The 16,576-nt window shown below is 64.6% G+C and carries 14 protein-coding genes; 8 read left to right on the top strand and 6 right to left on the bottom strand.

The genetic code is table 11. From position 1 onward, the window contains the following. Positions 1–224 precede the first annotated feature (224 nt). From panS to fumC, 3 genes are all read left to right on the top strand, one after another. Entirely contained in the window at positions 225–1,184 is a 960-nt protein-coding gene (gene panS / locus HWX91_RS30020; protein ID WP_028199235.1) for a ketopantoate/pantoate/pantothenate transporter PanS, read from the top strand. A 499-nt stretch (positions 1,185–1,683) separates the two neighbouring features. Then, positions 1,684–3,234 carry a phospholipase D family protein gene (locus tag HWX91_RS30015; RefSeq protein WP_244144165.1) on the top strand — a complete coding sequence of 517 codons (1,551 nt, stop codon included), beginning with the start codon at positions 1,684–1,686 and terminating at the stop codon, positions 3,232–3,234. A 30-nt stretch (positions 3,235–3,264) separates the two neighbouring features. Beyond that, on the top strand, positions 3,265–4,665 hold the full coding sequence (gene fumC, locus HWX91_RS30010) for a class II fumarate hydratase (protein ID WP_028199237.1): 1,401 nt from the start codon (positions 3,265–3,267) through the stop codon (positions 4,663–4,665). Between the two features lie 102 nt (positions 4,666–4,767). Here the strand turns inward: fumC and HWX91_RS30005 are convergent, their stop codons facing one another. The 4 genes from HWX91_RS30005 to HWX91_RS29990 form a co-directional block, all read right to left on the bottom strand. Further along, positions 4,768–5,274 carry an acyl-CoA thioesterase gene (locus HWX91_RS30005; protein WP_028199238.1) on the bottom strand — a complete coding sequence of 169 codons (507 nt, stop codon included), beginning with the start codon at positions 5,272–5,274 and terminating at the stop codon, positions 4,768–4,770. Between the two features lie 129 nt (positions 5,275–5,403). Further along, complete coding sequence (locus tag HWX91_RS30000) at positions 5,404–6,459, bottom strand: GlxA family transcriptional regulator (protein ID WP_028199239.1); 1,056 nt, start codon at positions 6,457–6,459, stop codon at positions 5,404–5,406. Continuing rightward, complete coding sequence (locus HWX91_RS29995; protein ID WP_028199240.1) at positions 6,459–7,745, bottom strand: MFS transporter; 1,287 nt, start codon at positions 7,743–7,745, stop codon at positions 6,459–6,461. The genes HWX91_RS30000 and HWX91_RS29995 overlap by 1 nt, the downstream gene beginning before the upstream one ends. A gap of 137 nt (positions 7,746–7,882) precedes the next feature. Further along, complete coding sequence (locus HWX91_RS29990) at positions 7,883–8,026, bottom strand: hypothetical protein (RefSeq protein ID WP_167346786.1); 144 nt, start codon at positions 8,024–8,026, stop codon at positions 7,883–7,885. Between the two features lie 287 nt (positions 8,027–8,313). Between HWX91_RS29990 and HWX91_RS29985 the strand changes: the two genes are divergently transcribed. Further along, a complete protein-coding gene (locus HWX91_RS29985) occupies positions 8,314–9,027 on the top strand; it encodes an ArsR/SmtB family transcription factor (protein ID WP_028199241.1) in 714 nt (237 codons plus the stop codon). 182 nt (positions 9,028–9,209) lie between these two features. Next, positions 9,210–11,627 (top strand): DUF6600 domain-containing protein, encoded by a 2,418-nt coding sequence (locus tag HWX91_RS29980; RefSeq protein WP_028199242.1) that lies wholly within the window; start codon positions 9,210–9,212, stop codon positions 11,625–11,627. A 125-nt stretch (positions 11,628–11,752) separates the two neighbouring features. On the opposite strand, the gene HWX91_RS29975 is transcribed toward HWX91_RS29980, so the two are convergent. Both HWX91_RS29975 and HWX91_RS29970 read right to left on the bottom strand, forming a co-directional pair. Next, the gene (locus HWX91_RS29975; RefSeq protein ID WP_028199243.1) at positions 11,753–12,724 is read right to left on the bottom strand and encodes a thymidylate synthase; all 972 of its coding nucleotides are present in this window, start codon (positions 12,722–12,724) and stop codon (positions 11,753–11,755) included. Between the two features lie 140 nt (positions 12,725–12,864). Beyond that, complete coding sequence (locus HWX91_RS29970) at positions 12,865–14,259, bottom strand: sigma-54 dependent transcriptional regulator (RefSeq protein ID WP_028199244.1); 1,395 nt, start codon at positions 14,257–14,259, stop codon at positions 12,865–12,867. A 536-nt stretch (positions 14,260–14,795) separates the two neighbouring features. On the opposite strand from HWX91_RS29970, the gene HWX91_RS29965 reads away from it, so the two are divergent. The 3 genes from HWX91_RS29965 to HWX91_RS29955 all read left to right on the top strand — a co-directional run bounded on the left by HWX91_RS29965 (position 14,796) and on the right by HWX91_RS29955 (position 16,563). After that, complete coding sequence (locus HWX91_RS29965; protein ID WP_028199245.1) at positions 14,796–15,362, top strand: hypothetical protein; 567 nt, start codon at positions 14,796–14,798, stop codon at positions 15,360–15,362. A gap of 62 nt (positions 15,363–15,424) precedes the next feature. Next, complete coding sequence (locus HWX91_RS29960; RefSeq protein WP_028199246.1) at positions 15,425–15,916, top strand: hypothetical protein; 492 nt, start codon at positions 15,425–15,427, stop codon at positions 15,914–15,916. Between the two features lie 131 nt (positions 15,917–16,047). After that, on the top strand, positions 16,048–16,563 hold the full coding sequence (locus HWX91_RS29955; protein WP_244144164.1) for a hypothetical protein: 516 nt from the start codon (positions 16,048–16,050) through the stop codon (positions 16,561–16,563). Positions 16,564–16,576: the final 13 nt, after the last annotated feature.

Genomic DNA, 16,576 nt, shown 5'->3' with positions numbered 1-16,576 from the left:
AAACCGCCGTCAACGGTAAAATACGTGCTCCGGCGACACTGCGCGCACCCGCGTAACGCCACTCGCGCGCCTCACGAAGGCCTGCGTCACCCGACGGCTCGACACCTGACGTCGGGGCATGCCGCTCCTTGCGAACAGCACCTCGAACATGCACCGCTTCTTGCGGCGTGCCGTTCGGCCGACCTTCAATACTCGCCATAAAACATAACCAGGGACCACCCGTCATGCTTGCCCGCGTCACCCGTTTATTTCCGCTTTGGGCCGTGCTCGTCTCGATCGCCGCGTACTCCTCGCCGGCCTCCTTCACCAGCATTGCGCCGCATGTCACCACGCTGCTGACGATCATCATGCTGGCCATGGGCGTCACGCTCTCGGTGGCCGATTTCCAGCGCGTCTTCACGCGCCCCGCGCCGGTGATCGCCGGCATCGTGCTGCATTACCTCGTGATGCCGCTCGCTGCATGGGTTATCGCCAAGGCACTGCGCATGCCGCCCGATCTGACCGCCGGCATGGTGCTGGTGGGTAGCGTGGCGAGCGGCACGGCGTCGAACGTCATGATCTATCTGGCACGCGGCGACGTGGCGCTGTCGGTAACGATCAGCGCATTGTCGACACTGGTCGGCGTATTCGCGACGCCGCTGCTCACGCGCCTTTATGTGGACGCGTCGATTGCCGTCGACGTGCACGGCATGCTGATGAGCATCCTGCAGATCGTCGCGTTGCCGATCGTGGTCGGACTCGTCGTCAACCAGTTGTTCAACAAGGCGGTGCGCAAGGTCGAACCGATCCTGCCCCTGATCTCGATGGTGGCGATTCTGCTGATCATCGGCGCGGTGGTTGGCGGCACGCAGAAGAGCATCGCGTCGGTGGGTCTCGTGGTGATGCTGGGCGTCGTGCTGCACAACGGCATCGGCTTGCTCGGCGGTTACTGGGGCGGGCGCTTGCTCGGCTTCGACGAAGCCGTCTGCCGCACGCTCGCTATCGAAGTGGGCATGCAGAATTCAGGGCTCGCGGCGACGCTCGGCAAGCTGTATTTCACGCCGATCGCGGCGTTGCCGGGCGCGTTGTTTTCCGTATGGCATAACCTCTCGGGCTCGCTGCTCGCGGGCTATTGGGCGGGACGTCCCGCGAAAGGGTCGACGCATCCAGATGGCCAGCGCGCGTTGAACGCCGAACGAGGATAAGCACCCGCACGCGACCGGCAAGTTACCACCCGGCGTCTGCCAGACGCCGCGGCGCTCGGGCCACTGGCCTTAGCCGGATTTATCTGGCCTTGGCTGGATTTGCCTGGCTTTAGCTGGCGGTATGTGTCCTCACGCTCACAGCGCGCCGACAAATACCGCCAGCCTCCGTCATGCGGGCAAACAGACCAAGGACCCGCTTTACGGTCAATTCCAGCAACGAAAGCCCGCCCGCCTGATTCCCCTTAGAATGCATTCCTCGGCAGCGCGATCAAGCCGCACGCGCTGCCGCCATGAGAGGCCTGCCAACGGGAGAAACAGCGTGTCGTGGCATCAAGACAAAAATCAGAACGCACTGCACCACAAGTCCGCTTTGAGCACGTCCCCGAGGACGTCCTCCGCCCTCAACGAAGCGCCGCGCCGGGCAGATAGTCCCGGTAGCGAATCGCGGGATGGGTGGACAACGATACGTTTCTTCCTGTTGTGCTGCGCGGCGGCATGTTTGACCGCTTGCGCCGCCAAGCCTCCCGCCACCGCATTCGAGCGCCCCGTCACCCACGCACTGCCGGTCACCGAGCCAACACCGCTTCGCACGGCCCTCGCGCCGCTCGAAGCGGCGCATCCGAACGAGTCCGGTTTCCGGATCTTGCCGAGCGGCACCGACGCCTTGCAGATGCGCATTGCCCTCGCGCGCGCGGCGACGAAAACGCTCGACATGCAGTACTACATCGCCAATGAGGACACCACCGGCAAGCTGCTGCTCGGCGCCGCACTCTACGCGGCCGATCACGGCGTGCGGGTGCGCATGCTGGTCGACGATCTGAACTTCAAGGACATCGACCGCACGATGGCGGGTCTGAACTCGCATCCCAACATTGCGATCCGCGTCTTCAATCCGTTCGGCAGCGCGCAGGAGGGCGTGTTCCAACGCACCACCAACCTGTTCACGCAGATCGATCATTTCACGCGCCGCATGCACAACAAGTCGATGATCACCGACAACCAGCTGGCGATCGTCGGCGGCCGCAACCTCGGCGACGAATATTTCAGCGCCAGCGAAACGCTGCAATTTCGCGACCTCGATGTACTCGCCGCCGGCCCGATTACCGCCGACGTCTCCGCGAGTTTCGACGACTACTGGAACAGCAGCGTCGCCTATCCGTTGCAGGTGTTGAACAAACAGAAGTTCAGCGCGCAAGAGCTCGACCAGACACGCGACGACTTACGTCAGCACTGGCGCACCAACGCCGACCCCTACAACGCGAAGCCGCTGAACGCCACACCGCTCGCCTCGCAGATTGCCCAGAATCAACTCGGCCTGACGTGGGCTCCCGCGGAATTCAAGGCGGACCTGCCGGAGAAAATCGAACATCCGTCGCCGGACTACGTCAGCCCGCCGATGCAGCGCCTCGCCGAACTGATGCGCGACGCGCAGAAAGACTTTCTGATCATTTCGCCCTACTTCGTACCGCACGAGAGCGGCGTCAAGGCGGCCGGCGAACTGACGCATCGTGGCGTGCGCATCGCCGTACTGACCAACTCGCTCGCCGCAACCGACGCGGTGGCCGTGCAAGCGGGCTACAGTCCGTTTCGCGTGCCGCTGCTGCAACAGGGCGTGGAATTGTACGAATTCAAACCGCAGCAGAATACGCCTCGCGCCCGCTTCACCGGATCTCACTCGCGCGCCAGCCTGCATGCCAAGACCTACGTGATCGACCGCAAGATTCTGGTGATCGGCTCGATGAATCTCGATCCGCGCTCAGCCAATCTGAACACTGAGCAGACGCTGGTCATCCATAGCCCGGCGCTTGCCGAACAGGTCGCGCAAATCTTCGAGCGCGCCATCGCACCCGACGCGAGCTACCGCGTCACGCTCGCCGATCCGGCTCAGCTCGCCTATCTGCGCTCGATCGGCGCGCCCCTTTCGCCTCTGGTCTGGACCGACGTCGAAGACGGCACACACCGTGCCTATATCTTCGATCCGCAAGCGGGTTTTTACCGGAACGCGCTAACCGGTCTATTCTCCTTATTGCCGGTTAACGCACAACTTTGATCGCACCACTTTGAGAAGCGGAGTTGAACCATGACTGAAGACGTACGAATGGAGCGCGACACGTTCGGCGAAATCGCCGTACCGAACGCCCGTCTATGGGGTGCGCAGACCCAGCGCTCGCTGCAGAATTTCCGCATTTCGTCGGAGAAACAATCGCCCGAACTGATCACCGCGCTGGCCGTCATTAAACGCGCGGCCGCGGAAGTCAATCTGGGTCTGGGCGTGCTCGACGAGAGCAAGGCGAAGGCGATCATGCAAGCGGCCGACGAGATCATCGACGGCAAGCATCCGGAGGAATTTCCGCTCGCGGTCTGGCAAACCGGCTCCGGCACGCAGACCAACATGAACCTCAACGAGGTGATCGCGAATCGCGCGAGCGAACTGCTCGGCGGCGAGCGCGGCGAAGCGCGCAAAGTGCATCCGAACGACGACGTGAATCGCGGCCAGTCGTCGAACGACGTCTTTCCGACGGCGATGCACGTGGCCGCAGCCTACGCGATCGTCAAGCATCTGCTACCGGCGCTGAAAACGCTGCGCGATACGCTCGACAGCAAGGCAAAATCCTTCGCCGACGTCGTCAAGATCGGCCGCACGCACCTGCAGGACGCCACACCGCTGACGCTCGGCCAGGAGTTCTCCGGCTACGTCGCGCAACTCGATCATGGCATGCGCCACGTGGAGTCGGCGCTGCCGCATCTGTACGAACTCGCGCAGGGCGGCACGGCGGTCGGCACGGGTCTGAACGCGCATCCGCAATTCGCGGACAAAGTGGCGGCCGCGATCGGCAAGCTGACCGGTTTGCCGTTCGTCTCCGCGCCCAACAAATTCGAAGTCATGGCAGGGGCCGATGCGCTGGTGTTCGCGCATGGTGCATTGAAGACGGTGGCGGCCAGCCTGAACAAGATCGCCAACGACATCCGCTGGCTCGCGAGCGGCCCGCGCTGCGGGCTCGGCGAACTGTCGATTCCGGAAAACGAACCCGGCAGCTCGATCATGCCGGGCAAGGTCAATCCGACCCAATCCGAAGCCGTGACAATGCTGTGCTCACAGGTGTTCGGCAACGATGTCGCGGTGAATATCGGCGGCGCGAGCGGCAACTTCGAGTTGAACGTGTTCCGGCCGATGATCGCGCACAACGTGCTGCAATCGATCCGTTTGCTCGCCGACGGCGCGCACAGCTTCAACGACAACTGCGCGGTGGGCATCGAGCCGAATCGCGAGCGTATCGATACGCTGCTCAACGAATCGCTGATGCTGGTGACGGCGCTCAATCCGCACATCGGCTACGACAAGGCCGCGCAGATCGCGAAGAAAGCGCATAAGGAAGGCACCACGCTGAAGGCGGCGGCGCTCGCGCTCGGCTATGTCACCGGGCAGCAGTTCGACGAATGGGTACGGCCAAAGGATATGGTCGGGCATTCGGCCAAATGACCGGCTACGTCACCGGGCGGCATTGAGCCTGGTGACCGCTTTGCCGACGCGGGTTGTACAGCAGGCCGCGAATGCAACGATCGCGCGGCCTGCAGGCGCGGCTTAAACCTTTCCCTGCGCCACTTCTTCCGGCTTCAGCTCGACGATCGCGTCGAGCGCTTCCTTGACGTCCATCGCGTACTTGGCGAGGCGCTTCTGCTCATCCGTTTCCGGCACGAATGCCGGCACCGGCACCGGATGGCCGTTCTCGTTGACGGCCACCATCACCACCAGACAGTCCGTGGTTTGCAACAGCTCGCCGCCCTTCGGATCGCCCGCCTGCACCGACACGTGGATGTGCATGCTGGTGCGGCCCGTCGCCACGACCCGCGCGCGCAGCTCGACCAGGTTGCCGACCAGAATCGGCCGGCGAAAGCGGATATTGCCGACGCTGACCGTCACGCAGTAGCGCCCCGACCATACCGCCGAGCACGCATAGGCGGTTTCGTCGATCCACTTCATCAACGCGCCGCCATGCACCTTGCCGCCGAAGTTGACCGAACTGGGTTCGGCAAGAAAGCGGAAGGTGGTTTCGGAACGGTCCAGCGGCGCTAAGGCAGGGGTGCTCATCTTGACTCCGGTCAATCGGATGCATTAAAGGAGGCGATTATACGAGCGCAATATTGACTCCGTCGCGAGTCGGACCGGGTTATCTTGCGGAATTCGTACCGGGGTGGCCGCCATGCTTTCGTCGGGCTTTCATTCGCGCCGTGGCGCGACCGCCGATTCGAACCGCTCCCGATACTCGAGCGGCAACACGCCGAAACGCCTCACAAATGCGCGCCGCAAGTTCTGCTCGCTGCCGAAGCCGCAATCGAGCGCAATCCGCTTGAGCGGCCGCTGCGATTCGGCGAGCACCCGTGCGGCTTCCTCGAGCCGCAGTGCCGCGACGGTTTTGGCCGGCGTGCGGCCGACCTCGTCGACGTAGCGCCGCGCGAAAGTCCGCGGGCTCATCCGCGCGCGCTCGGCGAGGCGCTCGACCGACAGATCGTCGCGTAAATTGGCCGCCATCCAGCTATGCAGCGCCTCGAATGGTCCGCGCGCCGACGCCTGGGCCGCCAACGCGGCGCTGAATTGCGATTGCCCGCCGGGCCGCTTCATGAACACCACCAACCGCCGCGCCGCCTGCATCGCGACTGCGTGGCCGACATCCTCTTCGATCAGCGCGAGCGCCAGATCGATACCCGCCGTGACGCCCGCCGATGTCCAGACCACGCTCTCACCTTCCCCGCGCCCCGCGTCGCGGATGAAAATCGGGTCGGCGTCGACCTGCACGTTCGGGAAACGGCGCGCCAGAAGCGGCGCATCGCGCCAGTGAGTGGTCGCGCGACGGCCGTCGAGCAGGCCCGCGGCCGCCAGATAGAAAGCGCCCGTGCAGACCGAGCACACACGCCGCGCCTGCGGCGCACGGCGCCGGATCCACGCGACGAGTTCGGGCTGCAAGGTGCAGGCTTCGTCGATCGGCACGCCCGGGACGATCAGCGTGTCGATCGGCTGGTCGTCGAGCGAATCGAGCCGTTCCGTGACGACCGGCAGGCCCGGGAAGGTTTGCAGCACGCCACCGTCGATCGACGCCACGGTCGTGCGATAGGCAACCGGTCCGGCGGGCTTGCCGACTGAGTTCGCGGTGCGGTTCGCAGCGCCTGCCGCAGCCGCCATGGTCAGCTCGGCACGCCAGAACGCTTCGAGCGGACCGCACGCATCGAGCAACACGAGTTCAGGCGCCACCGCGAAAACGATATGACGTGCAACCATCAGGAAACCCCTTTTGCGAGTTGCCGCTTGCTCGACCACGCATAGCTCAGCGTGGCCAACGCCGCGATTCCGAGCAACGGAAAAATCGCGGCGTTGATCGTCGCCCAGCCGAAGCGCGCCAGCAATTGCCCGGCGAACAGCGAGCCCAACGCGGAAAACGCAAAGGTCGTGAACTCGCTGGTGGCCTGCGTCTTCGCGCGCTCGGACGGCCGGTACGATTGCGCGAGCAAGGTCGATCCGCCGACGAACATGAAATTCCAACCCACGCCGAGACACGCGAGCGCCGCATAGAAGTGCGGTAGATCGGTGGAGCGCAACGCCAGCACGCCGCACATCGCCGACAGCGCGATCCCCGCGCCGATCACCGGCAGCACGCCGAAGCGCTGGATCAGCCGCGCGGAAAACAGCGATGGCGCGAACATGCCGACCAGATGCCATTGAATGATCCCGGCGCCGTCGCCGATCGTGTGGCCGCACGCGACCGCCGCAATCGGCGTCGCGGTCATCACGAACATCATCACGGCGTAGCCGAGCGCATTGTTGGCGAGTGCCGCGGCAAAAATCGGTTGCCGGACGATTTCGCCGAGCGGCCGGGCCGCGTCTTGAGTCACGGCCGCGCTCGCGTGCGGCGCGGCGTCGCGATACAGCAGCGCCAGCATGGCGATCGATACGAGTCCGAAGCCCGTGACCAGCGCATAGGAGCCCGCAAATGCGACCGGCGCGAGCCAGTCCTTGCTCCACGCGGCGAGGAGCGGCCCGCAGACAGCGGCCACCACGCCGCCGGTGAGCACCGTTGAAATCGCCCGGCTCTTGCCTTCGATGCCGACGGCATCCGCGGCCGCCAGCCGGTAATACTGCGCGAACGCCTGAAACACACCGACTGTGGCCGTACCGGTACAGAACGCCCAGAAACTGTGGTGAAAGATCGCCCATACGGAGACGGCCCCGCCCAGTGCACCGACGCCCGCGCCGAGCACGAAGCCCGCGCGCCGGCCGATGCGCGCCATCAGGAACGAAGCAAAGATCGTGGTCAACGCGGCAGCGACGGTGATCAGCGAAAACGGCAGCGTCGCGAACGCCTTGTCGTCGGCAAGCGTGTAGCCGACCAGACCGGTCAAAGTCAGATCGATTGAGACAGACGAGGTATAGAGCGCCTGGCAGATCGCCAGCACGCGCGCCGCGCGCCGGCCGTTGGGGTCGGAATGGCCGGAGCCGGTTTGACTGGCGGTAAAGCTGGCAGCGGTGGAAGGGGCGGAAGAAGCAGTGGAAGAAGCAGCGGGCGGCATCGGTAAGCCTCGGGTCGGCGAAAGTGGCGATGCCCAGATCGTCACATGGCTCGCAATGGCAGGAATGACAATGATGCATCAATTCCAGCCAGTCGCCGCACTCGTCCGTCGAAAAAGCGGCCGCAGCCGCCTCCGGACTACTTGTGGACTGTAATGCCTTCGTCGATCGTGCCGTACATCGTGATGCTGCCGGTACCCGCGCCCGAGCTCGAACCCGATCCGCCCTGCGCACACGCGCTGAACAGCAAAACCGCCGCGGTGGCGGCAAGAAGAAATTTCATGACAGCGCGTTCCTGCAAGGACAGGCTTCGATTTTAGCCTGGCCGTCTGGCGCGACTCAGAAGCGACTCAGCAGCGGCTCACAACCCAACTCACAGGCGACTCACAAGCGGCCTTGAAGCGCCCACGAAGCGATTTGAAAGCGACCGCGGCGCACACCCAACCCTGCCCGCCGCATTTTCGTAGCCACTACATTCGACAATTCACGCTAAGCTGAAACATCGAATGCACCAACCCTATAGAGTGAACTGCATGGCGCCCTGCCCGCGCCGCCAACCGGAGACGCCCGATGCCCGCGAACCTCGCAGACGAGCAAAACCATTTTCCAGGCTTGAGCCGTATCGGCGCGCTGCTCGCCGACCCCGGCCGCGCCGCAATGCTGTGGGCGCTGATGGACGGCAGCGCCCGCCCGGCCGGCGAACTGACGATGATCGCCGGGCTCTCGCCGTCGGCGGCCAGCGCTCATCTGGCGCGCCTGACTGACGGCGGCCTGCTCGCGCTCGAAGTGCGCGGCCGGCATCGTTACTTCCGGATCGCCTCGCCGGATATCGCCGCGTCGATAGAAGCCCTCGCCAACGTCGCACAGGTTAGCGCGCCGCAACGGGCGGCGCCGCGTCCGGCGCGCACCGTGCCGGTCGACATGCGCTACGCCCGCACCTGCTACGACCACATGGCGGGAGAACTGTCGGTGCGGGTGTTCGAGCGGATGGTCGAGGGCGGTCTGCTGACACTGCACGGTTCGTCGCTTGAAGCCACCGCTGACGGCGCCGCCCGCTTCGCCGATTGGGGCATCGACCTGTCCGCCCAGAAGAGCCGCCGGCGGCGCTTCGCCTGTACCTGTCCCGACTGGAGCGAACGGCGTCCCCACCTGGGTGGCGCGCTCGGCGCGGCACTGCTCGATTCATGGTCGACGCATGGCTGGGTCGAGCGCACGGAGCGCCCGAGGATCCTGCGAATCACACCCGCGGGCCACCGTCATTTCGACGCGTTCCTCGCCACCTGAGTCGCGCCTAACCGATTGATGTAATTACAAAATTTGTTCTATCAGCTTACGAAATGCCTTATCGAGACCTTTTGTTACACGCTCGCGAAAGAGCCTTACAAAACTGGGGGCCTTGAAACAATCCGTACGGGTAGAGTGGTTCTCACGGTTACGGCACAATGCCGCGTCCGTCGGAGAAAACCATGAGAACAGTCACCACACCTCAACACTCGAAACGCCGGACGACCGGCTACACGCTGATCGCTGCCGCGGCCTTTCTGTTCGCCGCGCAGGCCACCTTCGCACAGGAAGCCGAACAGGCACCGCCGGGCGCCGCAACGCAAAATACCGATCCGCCGGGGCGCGTGGCGCGTCTGAACTACACGGCCGGCGCCGTGACCACCGAGCCGGCCGGCGCAAGCGACTGGTCGTACGCGCAAATCAACCGCCCGCTCACCACGGGCGACCAATTGTGGAACGACCAGAACGCGCGCTCCGAACTGCATATTGGCTCGACCGCGGTGCGCCTCGACCAGTCCACCAGCCTCGACATCCTCAATCTCGACGACAACAGCGCCCAGTTGAAAGTCGCGCAGGGCACGTTATCGGCGCGGGTGCGCGAACTCGCGCCCGGCTCCTCGTATGAAATCGACACGCCGAATCTGGCGCTCGGCCTGAACGGCCCTGGCGACTATCGCGTCGACGTCGCACCGGACGGCAGCAGCACCACCCTCACCGTACGCAGCGGCAGCGCGACGGTGTATGGCGACAGCGGCCAGGTGCCGGTCGCGGCGGGCCAGCAGGTCCGCTTTGCCGGCACCAACCTGCAACAGGTCGCCGACAATGGCGCGCCCGGTCTCGACCCGTTCGACCAATGGGCGGCAAGCCGCGACGCAGCGGAAGACCGCTCGGTGTCGGCGCGCTACGTGTCGCGCGACATCCCCGGCTATCAGGATCTCGACGCCAACGGCACGTGGCAGAGCAGCCCGCAGTACGGTGAAGTGTGGGTGCCGCGTGCCACGCCGGCCGGCTGGGCGCCGTATCACGACGGCCATTGGGTATGGCAGGCACCGTGGGGCTGGACCTGGGTAGACGACGCGCCTTGGGGTTTCGCACCCTATCACTATGGCCGCTGGGCCTATGTCGACAACTCGTGGGCGTGGGTGCCTGGGCCGATGGTAGTCAGCGCGCCGCCGGTCTACGCACCGGCACTGGTCGCGTTCGTGGGCGGCGGTGGCGGTGGCGGCGGAGTCAACTGGGGAGTCAGTCTGGCGATCGGCGGCGCTGTCGCGGCCGGTGTCGCGTGGTTCCCGCTCGGCCCCGGCGAGCCGTGGCACCCGAACTGGGGTGGCCACGACCACTGGAGCCCGGGTTACTACAACCGCGTCAACAACACGACGGTCGTCAACAACTACAACCGCAACATCAACGTGACGAATGTGAATGTGACCAACATTCACAACACGTACATCAACTATCGCGCGCCGGGTGGCGTGACCGCGGTACCGGCGACGGCTTTCGTGCACGGTCAGCCGGTTGGCCGCTTCGCGCAGAAGGTCGATCCGCAACAGTGGCGCAACGCGCAGATCAATCCGGGCGGTCCGGGGATCGCGCCGGTGAAGCAAAGCTTCGGGCCGGGCCTGCGTAACGCGAACTATCGTCCGCCGGCCGCCGTGACGGCGCGGCCGGTCGTCGCCACGCGCAGCCCGGCCGTACCGGCCGCGTACCACGACACGCTCGCGCAGCGCTTTGCGCAGAGCGGCGGACGGGTGCCGGGCGCGGGTGAGCCGATCGTGCGAACCTCGGTGCCGGCGCACATGGTGGGCGCTCCAGGAGCCGTGCCGGTGCAAAACGTGCGGGTCGTGCAATCGCACATGGCCGGGCGGACACCGGGTGCAGCGCCGGGTGCGCCTAATGGCATGCAACAGGGCATGCAACAGGCCGGCCAGCGGGCCGGCGCAGCGCCGAACGCTCAACCGCAGCGTGGCGGCGAACCACAAGCCCGGCCGGGCACGCCGCCGCAAATGGCCAATCTGCACGAGCAACCCGGCGAAGCAGCACGTCCGTCGAATGGCGTGCCGCGCCCGCCGCAAGCTAACAGCGCCAACCCGAACGCCTACGCACAGCAGCACGGTGCGCCGGGGCTAGCGGGTCAGCAACCGGGTGCGGAGGCACGGCGCGAGCCGGCCTGGACGCAGCCGCATGCGCCGATGGCCCAGCAGGCGCAGCAACATGGCGCCCCGCAGGAGCAGGCACGTCAGCCGGAGGGCCGTCCTGAGCCGCAGCAACAGGCCCAGCGTCAGCCGGAAGCGCAACCGCCGCGTGCGCCCGAAGTGCACGCCCAGCCGCAGCAGCAACCGCGTGAGGAATATCGTCCGCAGCCGCAACAGGCACAGCAGCCGCGCCCGGAGCCACGTCCGCAACAGGTGCAGCAGCCACGCCCGGAGTCACGTCCGCAGCAGGTGCAGCAGCCACGTCCTGAACCGCGTCCGCAACAGGTGCAGCAGCCACGCCCGGAGCCGCGTCCGCAGCAGGTGCAGCAGCCGCGCCCGGAGCCGCATCCCCAGCATGAGGAGCAGCATTCGAGCGGCGCTAATCGCGACGAGCATCACAAAGGCTAAAGATGACGCGCGCGGCTAGATGCGCGCGCAACGCGACCGTCAGAAGGCGCTAATAAAAAACCTCCGCGACTCACGTCGCGGAGGTTTTTCTTTGAGCAGATTGCAAGCCGGCGCTCGGGCCGTACTCAAACCGCCATGGGCGCCGTAAGCGGCTCGTGATGACGGTAGCCGACCAGCGAGAAATCCGACGGTTCGATTTTCTCGAGCCACTCCGGCTCGTACACGCCGGTTTTCGCATAGTCCGGAACGCGGTCCGAGATCGCGAAGGCCGGGCTTTCGTACGGCTCGCGCGTGAGCTGTTGTTGCAGCATATCGAGCTGGTTCTCGTAGATATGCGCGTCGCCGATGAAATAGGTGAACCAGCGCGGCGTGTAGCCCGTCAGGCGGCCAACCAGATGCAGCAAAGCCGCGCCTTCGGTCAGATTGAACGGCGTGCCGAGCCCGACATCATTGCTGCGAATGTACAGGCACAGCGAAATTTCACGGCGCGCGACATTCGGCACGAACTGATAAAGCAGATGGCAAGCCGGCAGCGCGATCTGATCCAGCACGGCGGGGTTCCAGGCATGAAACAGAATTCGCCGGTCGGCGGGATTCTGCATGATCGTGTCGAGACACTGCCGCAGCTGATCGATCGCTTTGTACAGCAGCACCTTGCGGCCGCCGTCCTCGTCGAACTCCGTCACTACCCGGAAGCCACGCGCGGTGGCGTCGGCCAGTTGCGCGTCGGCGCCGGCGTCCAGCACCTTGTAAGCCGGCCATTGGCGCCACTGCACGCCGTACACATCGCCGAGGTCGTCCGGGCCCTGACGATACGGATTAGCAAGCCATTGCGGATTCTGATTGGCGTTCGCGTCCCACACCTTGCAGCCCAGATCGCGAAAATCCGCGGCGCTGCGCGAAGCGCGCAGAAACCCGACCAGTTCGCCGATTGCCGATTTAAACGCCAGCTTCTTCGTGGTGACGGCGGGAAAGCCCTGCTGGAGGTCGAAGCGCAACATGGCGCCCGGCATGCTGATCGTGCGGATGCCGGTGCGGTTCTCCTGCCACGTACCGGTGTCGAGAATCGTGCGGACGAGGTCGAGATATTGTTTCATGCGGGTTCCTTCGACGCAGCGCGCCCTTCGGTCGGGAACATGCGCCACGGAGAGTGAGCGGAAAACCCGATTTTAACAAGCGCAGCCGCGCGGCGCCCGATTGGGGCGCGCGGCGAAGAAAATATCGGAGGGAAAGCCTGCTAGAGATGCGGCACCGACGCCGGCAGCTCGCCGTGCGGGGTAGCCAGCGGTTCGCCTTCCATATGGCGCATGCCGTGGGAACACAACAGGCGATACAGCGTCACGCGCGAAATGCCGAGTTCCTGGGCGGCGTCGCCGAGACGGCCGCGATGGCGCAGAAGCGCAAGTTCGATTGCCTGACGCTCGGCCGCTTCGCGCGCCTGGGCGAGCGACACCGGCACGATCTCCACGTATTCGGCCAACTCGAGATCGCGTGCCGTGATCGCACGCCCTTCCGACATCACGATCGCGCGCCGCACGCGATTGATCAACTCGCGTACGTTGCCGGGCCAGCCGTAGTTATGCAGCGCCGCGATGGCGTCGGGCGCGAAACCGCGCAGACGGCGGCTTGCATCTTTCTTGAAACGTTCCAGCATGTGCCGCGCAAGCAGTTCGATATCCTTACCACGCGCGCGCAACGGCGGTTCGTCGATTTGCAGCACGCACAGGCGGTGATACAGATCGGAGCGGAACCGCCCTTCGATCATCGCCGCCGTCATATCCACGTGCGTGGCCGAGATGATGCGCACGTCGACGTCGATCGAACCGTGACCGCCCAGCCGCTCCACTTTGCGTTCCTGCAGAAAACGCAGCAGGCTCGCCTGGCTTTCGAGCGGGAGATCGCCGATTTCATCGAGGAACAGCGTCCCGCCGTTGGCCGCTTCCACCCGGCCGATCTTGCGCTGACTGGCGCCCGTGAACGCGCCGCGTTCATAACCGAATAATTCGGATTGCAACAGATGTGGCGGAATCGCGCCGCAGTTGATCGGCACAAAAGGCGCATTGCGGCGCGCCGAGCGTTCATGGATCGCGACCGCGGTCAGCTCCTTGCCCGTGCCAGATTCGCCCGAGATAAATACCGGCGCGTCGGTCATCGCCACCTTGCGAATCGAACGGAACAGCGCGAGCATCGCGTCGCACGAACCGACCATTTCGCCTTCCGCGCCTTGCGAGCCGTCGTTCGATGCCGGCTCTCCGAGCGAGATCATGCCGTACGCATGCCCCACCGAATCGACGATCCTGTCGCCCGAGTAAGGCACCGTTACATAGTCGAAACAGTAGTCCCGCACGAGCCGGCGCAAGGCCGCATCCTGCAATTGCCCGGGTGTGGTGGCCGCAACCCAGCCAACATTAGGAATGGTCAGACAGGACTCGAAAGCGGCGATTTCGTGGGGCTGAAATTCGCTGGACAGGTCGAGCAGGCCGCCCGCCGCCATGCCGGCGCGAACCGCACGGCGCACGTCGCGCGCCGACCCCACGACTTCGACATGCCAGCCGCGCTGATTGAAGCGTGTATTCAGTTCCGCGCTCGGATCGCGTGAAACGTAAATCAGTTGCCGCGTTGCGGGTTCCATTATTCAGATCCTCTCGTCAACGAACGTTAAGGATGACGTACGCACCTGAACCGCGGTTCAGACACGCTGACTCATTCGGGATTCGCGAAATAGCAAAACCCGAACGGTCATTCCATTCCGTGCGGACAGCTGATCCCCAAGAAAGCGGCGTGTGTGTTTGAGACGGCCCGTTAGCGGGCTTTTTTAAATCTGAAGCTGTTTTCGAGAGCTTACTATACACGCGCCGCTTGGAAAACAATTATGCGAATTTAATCGGGGACTCCTTTCTCAGCAAGGCCGGGCGGGCGATCCAATCTTATTCAACTTACGAATAAAAGCATTGTGGAAGCGCTTTTCCTGGCGTTCACCCCAAGGTAGTTCATACCGTCCGATTTAACGAATTGCAGGTATTTTCTGCCTGCCGTTTCAGCACTGAAACGTTTTTGTCCGATTTCCCGGTTCTTTCTCCGCGGTATGCGGGCCGCCTCCAGACGCATCAATGGATTGCGACTCATGGCACACGTTTCGCTAAATGCTGTGCACCAAGGAGACACATCATGCGACTCGCTTTCCGCATCGACCTGAACAGCATCGCACCTTGCGCCGCACTGTGCGCCGCCGCGATGGTCCTGATCGTGCTGCCCGCCGGTGTCGATGCACAGGAATTCACCCTGCCTCAATCCGCCACGGTGGCCGAAACCGCCGATACCGGTTCCGCCACCCTCGCGAGCACGACGCTCGCAGCGGTGGCAACGCCGGATATGGCGGCCATCCACACGGCGAGCGCCGCTTCGATGGACAACGCGGTGGCGGACAACAAGGCAGCCGACATGATCGACAGCGCCACGTCGCGCAGCGATCTGGCCGGCAACGCGCTGAGCATTACCGCCGACACCGCGTCCGTGAGCGATCTCGTGCTGGACGACCAGGCGCTATCCAGTCAGCGCGGCGGCTTCAGCGGCATGTTGATGGTCGCGGCCACCCCGCAAATGATGCGCAGCTTCAACAGCGGCGGCAACCGCGTGACGCTGTGGGACGAAATAGCTCCGCCGTCCCAGTTGCCGGTGCCCGTCGACGTCGCCCGTTCTGCGCAAGGCAACGTCACAAGCTATCAGAGAAATTAGCGCGGCGATCCATTCGCTGCCCAAGACCGCACCGGCCGATCGTCCGCCAGCAAGGAGCTGACATGAACGCCTCAACCCAGATGCCGAGCAGCCGCCGCCCACATGCGGCCCTGCTGTCCGCGCTGCTCGGCGTGCTCGCCGCGGGTGCCGTCACGAGTGCCGCCGCGCAGCAGGCGACCGAGCCAGGCAACCTGATCATCGAGCGCGACATCACCCCGCGCGATGCGTTCGTGCCGGTGCCGAAGAGCCAGGATCCGATTTCGGTGCAGGTTCAAACCTTCCCGCGCGCGGCGTTCGACGGCGCGATCGGCGCGATGGCGAGCGACCTCGACCTGAACGGCGCGCACGGCACCAGCGGCGTCGCCAGCAACGGCTTCATGCCGGCGCTGGTCGGCGCCAACGGCATCCAGCACATGCTCGCGGGGGCCGGCAATACCGTCCCGGTTGGCGCGGGCGCCAGCTTCGGCGGCGCCGGCGGAATCGGCAGCTCGATCGCCCAGTCGGTCAACGGTGCCCTCGCACCCCTCGGCGCTGCGTTGGGAGCCATGAAATGAAAACCACATACGCACCGGCCGCGAAGCCCTTTGCGTCACGCAAGCAGCCGCGCTGGCCCTTGATGGTCTGCGCTCTCCTCGGCCTTGCGAGCGTAACGGCATACGCTCAAACGCCGTCCGCGCTCGTCGACGTGCAGTCGGTGATCGGCAACGGTGCGCTCAACGGTGCGACTGGGGTCGTCGCCATCAACGAGGCGGCGGGTCTGGACAACGTGCAGGCAAATCAGGGCGTGCTCGCCAACGGGCAAACCCCTTTCAATCTGATCGGCAGTTCGCAGAGCGCGTCCACCAACGCCAAAACAACGGCCGCGAAAAGCACGATCAGCAATAACGCTTTTTCAAACACCTCTGGCCTTATCGAAGTGAATCAGTCGGCGGGTGTAGGGAATCTTCAGCGGAACAGCGCCATGATCGGCACTGGGCCGGTTGAAGCGGAGATCGTAGCGGATGGGGTGCTATCCGCTACGACCGCCAAGGGAGGCGGGCTGGGAAAGTCCGGCAATAACCACGACGCACGCGAGGTGTCCATCGGTGCGGACGCGTTCAAGAACGTCAGTGGAATCGTCCAGATCAACCAGACTGCCGGCTCAGGTAACGTCAGTTCAAACAGTTTTGTGCTCCGTCCCCCGGCGGGCACCTTTTTCTAACGAGCCACACTCT

The sequence above is a fragment of the Paraburkholderia fungorum genome (assembly GCF_902833645.1).
GTDB classification, from domain to species: domain Bacteria; phylum Pseudomonadota; class Gammaproteobacteria; order Burkholderiales; family Burkholderiaceae; genus Paraburkholderia; species Paraburkholderia fungorum.
This window is presented reverse-complemented; position numbering and strand designations above follow the sequence as displayed.